This window comes from Chiayiivirga flava, from assembly GCF_014202825.1.
In the GTDB taxonomy this organism is placed as follows: domain Bacteria; phylum Pseudomonadota; class Gammaproteobacteria; order Xanthomonadales; family Xanthomonadaceae; genus Chiayiivirga; species Chiayiivirga flava.
Map to the genome: position 1 here is coordinate 559244 of NZ_JACHHP010000002.1, position 11909 is coordinate 571152.

Below are 11909 nucleotides of genomic sequence, written 5' to 3' on the forward strand. Positions count from 1 at the left end.
CGGCCGCGTTCCGGAGACATCGCATGCCGCACGACCGCCGCTGGCGCCTCAACGGACAGACCGCCCTGATCACCGGCGCCAGCGCCGGCATCGGTCTTGCGATCGCACGCGAGCTGCTCGGCTTCGGCGCCGACGTACTGCTGGTGGCGCGCGACGGCGACCTGCTCGCGCAGCGGCGCGACGAACTCGAGGACGAATTCGACGGCCGCCGCGTGCGCGCCTTCGCCGCCGACGTGAGCGACGCCGAGCAGCGCCAGGAACTCTTCGACTGGATCGAGGACCTCGGCGACGGGCTGCAGATCCTCGTCAACAATGTCGGCAGCAACGTGGTGAAGGCCGCGGTCGACTACGAAGACGACGAATGGCGTGCGATCTTCGAAACCAACGTGCACGCCGCCTTCGAGCTGAGCCGCTTCGCGCATCCGCTGCTCACGCGGCACGCGAGTTCGACCATCGTCAATATCGGCTCGGTGTCCGGCGCCACCGCGGTGCGCACCGGCGCGCCGTACGGCATGAGCAAGGCCGCGCTGCACCAGCTCACCTGCAATCTTGCGGCGGAGTGGGCCGAGGACGGCGTGCGGGTGAACTGCGTGGCGCCGTGGTACATCCGCACGCGGCGCACGTCCGACGCGCTCGCCGATCCGGACTACTACGATGAAGTGATCGATCGCACGCCGATGCGCCGCGTCGGCGAGCCCGAGGAGGTCGCCGCGGCGGTGGCGTTCCTGTGCCTGCCGGCCGCCAGCTACATCACGGGCCAATGCATCGCGGTCGACGGCGGATTCCTGCGCTACGGCTTCTGACCCGGCGGCTAGTCGCACTCCTGCGCCAGCTGCGCGCGCAATGCGCGTTCTTCCGCACGCAGGGCATCGCCTTCGGACTGGCCGGCGTTGAAGATGCGGCGGCCGTAGTCGTCGAGCGCGGCGCGGCGGCGGGCGCAGATCTGTGCGGGCGAGAGCGGCGTGCAGACATCGTCCACCCAGGTGCCCAGCGTCAGCGCGTTCACCTGCAGCGCCGGCACGCCATCGCGCGCGTTGCGACGCAGCGGACTGGTGCGGCCGATGGTGGTCGGATCGAGTGCGGTGCGCGGGGCGCGCGGGTCGGCGTCGAGCGCCCACAGCGGCACCCAACGGCGTTGCGGGATGCCGGTGGTGCTTTCGTAGGTCTGGTTGCTTTCGCCGTGTTGGCACAGGAACAGCGCTGCGGGCGCGCGGCGAACGGACGATTCGTTCGTGGGTGGCGGTGCCCCGGGTGGTGCGGATGCCGCAGGCGGTGGGCTGGCCGGTGGCGCGGTGACGGGGAATGTCGGCAACGGCAACGTGCGGCGTTGCTGGTTCTCGCCGCTGCGGCAGGGCGTGTCCTGTTGCCGCACGGCGCCGCCATCGTTCGTGCAGCGGTAAATCACAACGTCCGCCTGCGCTGCGGTGGCTGCGAGCAGGACAATGATGGCGGCGAGCGTACGAACGTGCATGCCGGCATTGTGCCGCGGCGGGGATGAAGCGGCTTGCTTCACGCCGACGAGTCCGGGTCCCCGACCCCCTTCCGCCTGCCGGCACCTTCCCCCGCAAGCGGGAGAAGGATCGCCTCGATCGTCGCCGCAGAAGTCCGGTGACGGGACGGCCTCCGGGACTGAATCGTGCGTCGCCTAGAACGCCAAAGACCGGTCGCCCTCTCGACGTTACCTCGCCGGATCCTTCTCCCGCTTGCGGGGGAAGGTGCCGGCAGGCGGAAGGGGGCACGCAGCACAGCGCGCTCTCGTTCACCCGGCGGAAACGGCTCTGCGCCACGATGCTACCGGCCGCCGCCGCCCACCTGGCTTGGTTCCCTCTCTCGCCGGGAAAAGGGATCAGCGCACGCCCTCAGCGCTGCGCCGCAGGCTTCAACGTCCGCTCGAACAGCTTGTACACGCGCCGGTACTCGTCCAGCCACGCATCCGCATGCACGAAGGCATGCCGCTCCAGCGGATAGCTCGCAAGCTCCCAGTTCTCCTTCTTCAGCTCGATCAGGCGCTGCGCCAGCCGCACCGAGTCCTGGTAGAAGACATTGTCGTCGATCATCCCGTGCGCAATCAGCATGTGCCCGCGGAACGCGTCGGCGTATTCGATCGGCGAGCTGCGCGCATACGCCTCGGGGTCGATGTCCGGGGTGTTGAGGATGGCCGCGGTGTAGTCGTGGTTGTACTGTGTCCAGTCCGTCACCGGCCGCAGCGCGGCGCCGGCCTTGAAGACTTCCGGCGCACGGAACAGCGCCATGAAGGTCATGAAGCCGCCGTACGAGCCGCCGTACACGCCCACGTTGTCCGCATCGCCCTGCTGCTCGGTCACCAGCCAGTTCACGCCGTCGACGAGATCTTCGAGTTCCGGGTGGCCCATCTGGCGGTAGATGGCGGTGCGCCAGTCGCGGCCGTAGCCGGCGGACGCGCGGTAGTCCATGTCGAGCACGAGGTAACCCTGCTGCACCAGCAGGTTGTGGAACATCTGCTCGCGGAAATAGTTCGGGTACTTCGCGTGCGTGTTCTGCAGGTAGCCCGCGCCGTGCACGAACAGCACGATCGGATATTTCCGGCCCGGTTCCAGCGTCTGCGGCCGGTAGAACTTCGACCAGATCGGCGATTTCACGTGGCTCGACGGCACCTGCACGATGCGCGGCTGCAGCCAGTCGATGGCGCGGAACGCGGCGTTGCGCGTGTCGGTGAGCACGCGCGCCTCGCCGCCCGCGGCCGGCACCAGCGCGATCTGCTGCGGCAGGTAGCTCGACGAATACCGCACCAGCAGCTGCCTGCCGTCGGGCGACTGCTCGAAACCCTCCACGCCGTCGAGTGCCGTCAGCTCGCCGATGGCGCCGCCGTCGAGCGGCTTGGCGCAGACTTCGTAATCGCCCGGCCAGGTGCGGTTGCACAGGAACAGGAAGCGCGTGCCGTCGGCCGACAGCGTGGCGCCGGACACTTCCCAGCGGCCCTTGGTGAGTTTGGTCGGCTTGCTGCCCGGCACCACCGTGTACAGGTGCGAGAAGCCCGTCTCCTCCGACAGGTACCACAGCGTGCGGTTGTCCGGCAGCCAGTCGAATTCGTTGAAATCCCAGCTCGACCACGCGCTGTTGCTGAGCCGGTGCAGCGGGGCCAGTGCGGTGGCCTGGGCGGTCACCGTGGCGATCCAGCGGTCCTTCATGTCGATCGAGCGCAGCATCACTGCCGCGCGCGTGCCGTCGGCGCTGAAGCGCAGGCCCTCCACGCGCGTGCCGCGGTTGCCTTCGAGCGCGTCCTTGCCGGCCTTCCTGCGCAACTCCGCCAGCGGGTCGACGGCGATGCCCGGCAGGGGATCGGTCTTGAACTGCGTGATCGCGCGCGTGACCAGATCCACGCGCCACAGCGTGTGCGGCTGCGGCGCGTTGCGGCCGACGCGCGTGCGCACGTCCTCCACTTCCTCGTAGCCGGATTCTGTGACGTACCTGGGCATCTTGCCGCCGCGGCCGTCGGTGGCCTCGTCGCCCTGCGGCGCGGTGGCGACCAGCAGCCAGCGCGCGTCGGGCGACAGCGCCGACGACACGATCCGGAGCTTTTCGCCGAGGTAGATCGGCGCCGGCGCACGGCTCGGGTCCACGCCGCGCCGCGCCGCGTCCTGGGCCTTGAGCGCGTCGCGGTCGGCGCGCTCCTTCGCGAGCGTCGCGATCAGCCGCAGCTGCATGTCGCGCAAGGCATCGGGTTCTGGGGCCGCGTCCGGGTCCTTTTCGGTCTTCAGCACCGCAAGCGTCGAGACCAGGCGCGTGCCCAGGTCCACGCTCATCCAGTCGTCGCCGGACTGGAACAGGGCCGCGCGCCCGTCGGCGCGGAAGCGCGGCGAGGATTCGACCGCGTCGGTGCGGGTGAGCTGCGTCAGCGCACCGCTCGCCCGGTCGCGCAGGAACACGTCGCCGTTGCGCACGAACAGCACGCGGTTGCGGCTGCCCGGTTCGTACACCGGCTCGCCGCCGTCGAGCGAGGCGAGCGCAGCGTCGTCGAGCTTGCTCGACGTGCCGGTGGCAACGTCGACCGCATGCACGTCGCGCAGCGGACTGCCCTCGCGCTTGAGCGAATACAGCACGCGTTTGCCGTCCAGGCTCCAGTACGGCGATTCCACCGCCGGCCCGATCCAGTCCGGATCGGCCATGATCTGTTCCATCGTCAGCGGCGTCGCGGCCTGCACGGACGACAGCGGCAACAGCAAGAGGGCGAGGGCAGTCAGGCGCATGGATCGCTTCCGGCGTGGTCGACGAGGGGGTGCAAGTGTACAGGCGGCCGGGGTCGCAGCCCTGCAGGCCGGCCGTGGCGCGGCGTCGTTCCACCGCGTTCGCCCCCCGACTTCCGGCAGTGGGCGCATCGCGACCTTGCGGCATACTCCGACGCTTGTCCGAGTCCACGGGAATCGCATGAAACGCCTCGCCGCCCTGTCCGTCGCCAGCCTGCTCGCCGCGGGCGCCCCCGCCGCCCACGCCGACAGTCCCACGAAACTGCTGCGCTTCCCGGACATCCAGGGCGAGCGCATCGCGTTCGTGTATGCGGGCGACATCTACGTGGTGAATGCGGGCGGCGGCACGGCCCTGCGGCTCACCTCGCATCCGGGCGCGGAGCTGTATCCGAAATTCTCGCCCGACGGCAGCCAGATCGCGTTCTCGGCCGAGTACAACGGCACGCGCCAGGTGTTCGTGATGCCCAGCACCGGCGGCGAACCGCGCCAGCTCACCTGGTACGGCGACGTCGGCGCGATGCCGCCGCGCGGCGGCACCGACAACCGCGTGCTCGACTGGACGCCGGACGGCAAAAACATCGTGGTGCGCATGAACCGGCTGCCGTACGACGAGCGCGCCGGTCGCCCCTACCTCGTGCCGGTGGCCGGCGGCAACGAGACGCCGATGCCGATGCCCGAATCGGGCGGCGGCATGCTGAGCCCGGACGGCAGCAAGTTCGTCTACACCCCGATCGACCGCGACTTCCGCAGCTGGAAGCGCTACCGCGGCGGCCGCGCGCAGGACGTGTGGATCTACGACCTCGCCGCCAACACGTCGCTGCAACTCACCAACGATCGCGCCACCGACCACCAGCCGATGTGGATCGGCGACACGATCTACTTCGTGTCCGACCGCAACGACAGCACGCTCAATCTCTACTCGATGCCGCCGCAGGGCGGACCGGCCACGAAGCTCACGCAGTTCGCGGATTTCGACATCCTCTGGCCGAGCGCGGGCAGCGACGCGCTGGTGTTCGAGAAGGGCGGTGCGATCTGGCGCTTCGACCCGGCCACCAGCCAGGCTGCCGAGGTGCCGATCCGCGTCGCCGGCGACACGCCGGGCACGCAGCCGCGCTTCGTCAAGGCGGCCGACTTCGTCGAATCGTTCGACCTGTCGCCCGCGGGCGAACGCGCGGTGTTCGCCGCGCGCGGCGACATCTTCACCGCGCCGGCGAAAAACGGCGAGCCGCGCAACATCACGATGACGCCGGACGCGCGCGAGCACAGCGTGTCGTGGTCGCCGGACGGCAGGACGGTGGCCTACCTGTCCGACGCCACCGGCGAGTACGAACTCTACGTGCGTCCCCAGGACGGCAAGGGCGCCGCGCGCCGCGTCACCACCGACGGCGACATCTGGCGCTTCGCGCCGGTGTGGTCGCCCGATTCGTCCAAGCTCGCGTACGGCGACAAGAAGCAGCGCCTGCGCATCGTCGACGTGGCCACGGGCGCCACCACCGACGCCGACACCAGCACCAAGGAAGACATCACCGACTACCGCTTCTCGCCCGACAGCCGCTGGCTCGCGTACGTGAAGTCCAATGCCAGCGGCAACAGCTCGATCTGGCTGTATTCGCTCGACACGCGCGAGGCACGCCAGCTCACGCCGGACGACACCAGCGAGCGCAACCCGGTGTTCGATCCGAAGGGCCGCTATCTCTACTTCCTCTCCAACCGCGACTACAACCTCGCCTTCAGCGCCTACGAGTTCAACTTCCTCTACCGCGACGCCACGCGCATCTACGCCGCGACGCTGGCCGCCGACGGCCCGGCGCTGTATTCGCCGCAAAGCGACGAGGTCCAGCCGGCCGCCGACGCCGGCGAGTCCAAGGACGACGAGAAGAAGCCCGCAACGAAGCCGCAGCCGCTGCGCGTGGACATCCCCGGCTTCAACCAGCGCGTGGTCGCGCTCAACGCGCCGTCGGGCAACTACGCCGGCCTTGCCGCGAACGCCGACGGCGTGTTCTTCGTGGCCATCGGCGACGGTGCGGCCGGCAACGAGCTGCGCTTCCTCGCGCTCGAGCCCGACAGCAAGCCCGAGGCGGTCGCGAAGGTCGGCGGCTACACGCTCTCGGCCGACGGCAGCAAGCTGCTGCTGTCGCAGGGCAGCAACTACGCCATCGTCGATGCCAAGCCCGGCGCCGAGTTCGACAAGCACAAGCTCGCGCTCGAACGCATGGAGCTGCGCATCGAACCCCGACGCGAGTGGCAGCAGATGTACGTGGACGCGTGGCGCATCCTGCGCGACTGGTTCTACGACCCCGGCATGCACGGCCAGGACTGGCCCGCGATCCGCGCCAAGTACGAACCGCTGGTGGCGCACGTGGCCACGCGCGGCGACCTCGACTACCTCTTCCAGGAAATCGCCGGCGAACTGAACTCCGGCCACGTCTACGTGCAGGGTGGCGACCAGCCGGCCGTGGAGCGGCGCCCGGGCGGAAAACTCGGTGCCGAACTCGTCACCGACGCCAGCGGCTACGCGCGCATCGCAAAAATCTTCGCGAGCGAGAACTGGGAACCACGCACGCGTTCGCCGCTGACAGCGCAGGGCGTGAACGTGAAGGAGGGCGATCTCATTCTCGCCATCGACAACGTCAGCACGCGCGGCGTGGACAACGTCTACCGCCTGCTCGAAGGCAAGGCCGACCGCACCGTGAGCCTGCGCGTGAACGCCACCGCGCAGGAGACGGGCGCACGCGAGGTACTGGTGCGCACCATCGCCGACGAACGCGAGCTGCGCTATCTCGACTGGGTGCAGGAGCGTCGGCGCATGGTCGATCGCCTCAGCGACGGCCGCATCGGCTACATCCACGTGCCGAACACCGCGGTGGAAGGCAGCCGCGAGATGTTCCGCGGGATGAATGCCTACAACGCCAAGGACGCGCTGATCATCGACGACCGCTACAACGGCGGCGGCTTCATTCCCGATCGCCTGATCGAACTGCTCGCGCGCCAGCCGCTGAACTACTGGAAGCAGCGCGGCCTCGATCCGAACGCCACGCCGCTGCTGCACCACCGCGGCCCGAAGGCGATGCTGATCAACGGTCTGTCGAGCTCCGGCGGCGACGCCCTGCCGTACTACTTCCGCAAGCTGGGCCTGGGCAAGATCATCGGCACGCGCACCTGGGGCGGGCTGATCGGCATCAGCGGCAATCCGTCGCTGGCCGACAACGGCAGCATCCTCGCCGCGACCTTCAGCTTCATGGACACCGACGGCCGCTGGGCGGTGGAGAACCAGGGCGTGGCGCCGGACATCGAAGTGATCGACCGCCCCGAACTGATCCACGCCGGCCGCGACCCGAGCATCGAACGCGCGGTGCAGGAACTGCTCGCCGAACTCGAAGCCAATCCGCCGCCACCGGTGGTGGCGCCGCCGGCCCCGACGCAGTTTCCGCCGCCGACGCGCTGATGCGATGCGAGCGCCCGGCGCGCAATGCCCGGGCGCTTTTGCGTAAGATCGGCGTCCACAAGGAGCCGTCGACATGAACGAGATCGTGTTTCTGGTGGAGGAAGCGCCCGAAGGCGGATACAGCGCACGCGCGCTTGGCGAATCGATCTTCACCCAGGCCGAGACGCTCGAAGCCTTGCGCGAGGAAGTGCGCGATGCGGTCCGCGTGCATTTCGACGCCGGCGCGGGGCCATCGGTCATCCGGCTGCACTACGTGCGCGACGAGGTGCTCGCCGCGTGAAGTTCCCGCGGGACATGGACGCTCCGGAACTCATCAAGGCGCTGGGCCGCATCGGGTATGTCGTCGTCCGGCAGTCCGGCAGCCATGTCCGCCTGCGAAGCGAGGATCCGGCCTGTCCGCATTTGCTGACCGTGCCCAACCATTCGCCGCTCAAGCTCGGCACGCTTGCGGCGATCCTCGCCAGCGTGGCGGCAGCACGCGGACTGTCGCGCGAGATGTTGTTGAAGATTCTCGCCGATCGGTGATGGAACAGGAACGAACAGTGCGGGTTTCGTTGCGGCCTTGCTTCGCTGGCGAAACCGTCGCTGCGAAGGCACGGATCGCGTCGAGTCCGTTCTGATGCACGATGGGCCGTTCTTCGTCTTCCGTCCGCAGCCGCGCATCGAGCGCGTGCCGATCGCCCCCGGCCACGTGGCGCTCGTCATCGACGAGGCGCTGACGCAGCCGCAACGCTGGGTCGCGCTTGCCGCACAGCATCGCGCGGCATTCGTGCCGCAGCCGCACAATGCCTACCCCGGCGGCGAGCTGCGCCTGCCGGACGCGCTGTCCGCGCAGCTCGACGCGTTCTTCGCGCAGCATGTGCGCGCCGCGCTCGGCGCGCGCCGCACGCAGCGCATGTACAGCCGCCTCGCGCTGGCCACGCGCACGCCGGCGCAACTGGAACCGCGCCAGTGGATCTGCCATCGCGACCGTCTCGATCCGGCGCCGGACGTGCTGGTGGCCGCCTGCGTGCTGTACCTGTTCCGCGACGCGTCGCTCGGCGGCACGGCCTTTTTCGTGCCTCGGCGCGGCGCGCGCGACACCGACGTGCTCGTGCACGAGTCGGGCGTGCTTGCGCCGCGGGATTTCACCGCGAAGTACGGCATCGCGCCGGGCTACATGACGCAGTCCAACGACTGGTTCGAGAAAACCGCGTCGATCCCGCCGCGCTTCAACCGCATCGTGTTCTACGACGGCGGCGCGGTGTTCCACGGCAGCGACATCGCCGCGCCCGAACGCCTGAGCGACGATCCATCGCACGGACGGCTCACGCTCAACGGTTTCTTCGTCTGCCGCCGCGCGGCGCGCTGAGGCCGCGGCCTACGGCAAGGCGATGACGCCGCTGCTGTCCATCCACAGCGGTTCGCGCGCGCCGTCGCCGCCGCCGAAGGCATGCGGCGATCCGTCGGGCTGCAAGCGGCGATAACCGCCGTCGTAGTCCCAGGTGGTGACGAGCAGGCGCGCGCCGGCAAGCGAGGCGGGATCGCCGATCGCATCGGAGGGCAGCGTCAGCACGATCGTGTCCGCGTCGCGATCCACGTGCAGCGAGGCACCGGCGGCCACGCGCCGGCCTTCGTCCGACGCGGACGCGCCGTCGGACGCAAACAGCGCGTTCGTCCAGCCGCCGGTCCGCAGCCGGTAATGCCAGCGCATGCCGTCCGGCAGTTCGGCGTTCTGCAGCGGCATTGCACGCAGGCCGCCGGCGCGGCCGGGCAATTCGAGGAACACGGTCAGCGCGAGGTGATCGAAACCGTTCGGCGCATTCCACAACTGCACCACGTCGCGCAGTGCGATCTCGATGCGCAGCGAGCCGCCGGAGGTCGCGACCGCCACGCGGCGCAGGTCGAGCGGACGGTGCGTCTGCCACGCGGGATCGCTCGGATAGCGATACGCGCCGTGCGGGCCTGCATCGTCTTCGTCGGCATCGGCCATCGCCACCTGCGTTTGCCATGTGCGGACCACGCGCAGCGCGCGCGACGTCGAGACGGCGTGTGCGGCCGGCGACCACGCCAGCACGCGGTGCTCGACCGCCGGATCGACGAAGCGCGCGGTGTCGACGCGCGCCTGCCACCTTCCCTGCGCATCGACGCGCGCGCGCACCGCGCGCTCCAGGTCGCCGTCGATCACCAGCAGCACCTCGTCGATTCCGTCGGCGTGGCCGCTGGCCAGCAGCGTGTCCTGTGCGGCCGGCAGCGGATCGAGCGTCAGCCGGGCGGACGGCGACGCCGGCGACGGTGTGGTGCGGCTCCCGTCGAGCATCCACACCTGTCCGCTGTGCGGCGGCAGTACCGCAGTGATGCGACCGTCGGCATCGACGGACAGCGCTGGCGCGGCGCCGTCGATCGCAGCATCGTCGATCGAAGCACCATCAATGGAGAACACGTGCCGCAGCGCGGCGTGCGGCGCGAGCCCGGTCGTTGCGTCCGCGAGCAGCGTCGGGTGCGAGGCGGAGTTGAGCAGCACCAGCGCCGCCGCATCGCCGTGGCGCATCGTGTACGCCAGCGCACCCGGCGCGGCGGTGTTGTCGGCCAGCACCGTCGGGGTGCCGCGCGACAGCACGCGATGCTCGCGCCGCAATGCGATCGCGCGCTGCAGGTAGCGGTACAGCGGTGCCTCGCGGTCGAAATGCGAGCGCCCTTCTGCACCGAATCCGCCCGCGAACATCGCCGCGCGCGGCGCGGTGAAGCCCTGTTCGGTGCCGTAGTAGATCACCGGAATGCCGGGCAGGGTCAGCATCAGCAGCAGGCTCTGCTTCAGTGCCGCCTCGCTGCCGCCGGCGAGGAAACGTTCCACGTCGTGGTTGTCGACGAAGGTCGGCATGCGGTGCGGATCGGCATGCACAGAGAGCATGTTGCGGATGCGGTGCCCGAGCACGGCCGTGGGACGGCCGCGCGCGAACACGTCGAGCGTGCTGCCGTACAGCGGAAAGTTGATCATGCCCGGCAGCAGCGGCGTGCCGTCGGTGCTGCGCATGTAGCTGTCGATCTTGCGCGCCTGCGCGTCGTCGAAGGGCAGGTCGATGCCGAAACCTTCGCCGAACACGTGGAAGTCGTCGCGGCCGGTGTCCGCGGCGACGCGCGCGATGCCCGGTGCGGCGGGGTCGTCGGCGCGCAGGAAGTCGTCGAAGAACGCCGGCGCCACGTAGTACGCCGTGTCGACGCGGAACGCGTCCACGCCCACGGCGCGGATCCAGTGGGCGTAGCTCCGGCGCAACGCGCGCTGCACGGTGGGACTCTCGGTGTTCAAGTCATCCAGGCCCGCGAGTTGCCAGTCGCGTTCCTGCAGCGGATCGGCGAAATCGACGATGTCCGGCGTCCAGTGGTAGATCGCCGCGGCGCGGTCGGCCGCGCGGCGCGGATCGTTGCGGTCGAACGGCGGCTGCGTCGGCGCGGGGTGCGGACGTGACGCAGGATTGAACGTCACGCCGCGCGACGGATCGTCCGCCGGCGGCGGCGCGTCGTAGCGGAAGAAATTGCCGACATGGTTCACCACCACGTCCTGCACCAGATACATGCCGCGCCGATGCAGCCCGTCCGACAGCGCGCGGTAGCGCTCCAGATCGCCGAAATGCGCGTCCACCTCGACGAAGTTCTCCGCCCAGTAACCGTGGTAACCGCCGTAACCCACGCTGCCGTCCCACCACTGGTGTGCGACCGGCGGCGTGATCCACAGCGCGGTGGCGCCAAGGCCCTGGATGTAGTCGAGCCGCCGCGCGAGCCCGGCCAGATCGCCGCCGCTGTAACGCGCGCCGTCGGTCGGATCGAATTCGCCTGCGCCCTGGTCGTTGTTGGACGGATCGCCGTCGTCGAAACGATCGATCATCGCGAAGTAGATGACTTGGTCCCGCCAGTCGGGCGAGGGCACGTGCAGCAGCGGCGCATCGTCCGGCGCCGGGGGCGTGGCACAGCCCGCGAGCACGGTCGCGCACAGCACCAGCATCGCTCGCACCATTGCGCCGTCTCCTGCATGCGTGGCGTGGCGAACGCCGAGGTCGGCCGGCGGCAACGCCCTGCGCCGCACGTCCGGCGAGCTGCTCCAGTCGCGACGCCGGACGCCGGTCGGTGCCCGGCATCCCGGCGATTCTGCGAGCAAACCGCGCCGGCAAACCTGCGCCTTGCATGAATACGTATGCAATGCCCGCTGCATTGCAAAGCGGAGGGATACCATCGCCGCACGTTGCGCAAGTGGCATTCGCCGCCTG

Annotated in this window: 8 protein-coding genes; 5 read left to right on the forward strand and 3 right to left on the reverse strand. The window is 69.6% G+C overall.

What is annotated here, in order from left to right; genetic code table 11:
• Window positions 1–23 precede the first annotated feature (23 nt).
• A complete protein-coding gene (locus tag HNQ52_RS06925) occupies window positions 24–803 on the forward strand; it encodes an SDR family oxidoreductase (RefSeq protein WP_183960373.1) in 780 nt (259 codons plus the stop codon).
• 8 nt (window positions 804–811) lie between these two features.
• On the opposite strand, the gene HNQ52_RS06930 is transcribed toward HNQ52_RS06925, so the two are convergent.
• A complete protein-coding gene (locus HNQ52_RS06930; RefSeq protein ID WP_183960374.1) occupies window positions 812–1471 on the reverse strand; it encodes a hypothetical protein in 660 nt (219 codons plus the stop codon).
• A gap of 388 nt (window positions 1472–1859) precedes the next feature.
• Entirely contained in the window at window positions 1860–4226 is a 2367-nt protein-coding gene (locus tag HNQ52_RS06935) for a S9 family peptidase (RefSeq protein WP_183960375.1), read from the reverse strand.
• Window positions 4227–4404: 178 nt separating this feature from the next.
• On the opposite strand from HNQ52_RS06935, the gene HNQ52_RS06940 reads away from it, so the two are divergent.
• From HNQ52_RS06940 to HNQ52_RS06955, 4 genes are all read left to right on the forward strand, one after another.
• Complete coding sequence (locus HNQ52_RS06940; RefSeq protein WP_183960376.1) at window positions 4405–7668, forward strand: S41 family peptidase; 3264 nt, start codon at window positions 4405–4407, stop codon at window positions 7666–7668.
• A 73-nt stretch (window positions 7669–7741) separates the two neighbouring features.
• Window positions 7742–7948, forward strand: coding sequence for a 2-oxoisovalerate dehydrogenase (locus tag HNQ52_RS06945; RefSeq protein ID WP_183960377.1), 207 nt, complete (start codon window positions 7742–7744; stop codon window positions 7946–7948).
• Complete coding sequence (locus HNQ52_RS06950) at window positions 7945–8193, forward strand: type II toxin-antitoxin system HicA family toxin (RefSeq protein WP_183960378.1); 249 nt, start codon at window positions 7945–7947, stop codon at window positions 8191–8193. Before HNQ52_RS06945 ends, HNQ52_RS06950 begins: the two co-directional genes overlap by 4 nt.
• A gap of 94 nt (window positions 8194–8287) precedes the next feature.
• Window positions 8288–9019: a DUF6445 family protein gene (locus HNQ52_RS06955; RefSeq protein ID WP_183960379.1), complete on the forward strand. Its 732-nt coding sequence runs from the start codon at window positions 8288–8290 to the stop codon at window positions 9017–9019.
• A gap of 9 nt (window positions 9020–9028) precedes the next feature.
• Here the strand turns inward: HNQ52_RS06955 and HNQ52_RS06960 are convergent, their stop codons facing one another.
• Window positions 9029–11659: an alpha-amylase family glycosyl hydrolase gene (locus HNQ52_RS06960; RefSeq protein WP_183960380.1), complete on the reverse strand. Its 2631-nt coding sequence runs from the start codon at window positions 11657–11659 to the stop codon at window positions 9029–9031.
• Window positions 11660–11909 lie beyond the last annotated feature (250 nt).

Bases quoted from the DNA above. Each gene is read 5' to 3' on its own strand.
- HNQ52_RS06925 (WP_183960373.1), top strand. From the start codon at position 24: ATGCCGCACGACCGCCGCTGGCGCCTCAACGGACAGACCGCCCTGATC.
- HNQ52_RS06930 (WP_183960374.1), bottom strand. From the start codon at position 1,471: ATGCACGTTCGTACGCTCGCCGCCATCATTGTCCTGCTCGCAGCCACC.
- HNQ52_RS06935 (WP_183960375.1), bottom strand. From the start codon at position 4,226: ATGCGCCTGACTGCCCTCGCCCTCTTGCTGTTGCCGCTGTCGTCCGTG.
- HNQ52_RS06940 (WP_183960376.1), top strand. From the start codon at position 4,405: ATGAAACGCCTCGCCGCCCTGTCCGTCGCCAGCCTGCTCGCCGCGGGC.
- HNQ52_RS06945 (WP_183960377.1), top strand. From the start codon at position 7,742: ATGAACGAGATCGTGTTTCTGGTGGAGGAAGCGCCCGAAGGCGGATAC.
- HNQ52_RS06955 (WP_183960379.1), top strand. From the start codon at position 8,288: ATGCACGATGGGCCGTTCTTCGTCTTCCGTCCGCAGCCGCGCATCGAG.
- HNQ52_RS06960 (WP_183960380.1), bottom strand. From the start codon at position 11,659: ATGGTGCGAGCGATGCTGGTGCTGTGCGCGACCGTGCTCGCGGGCTGT.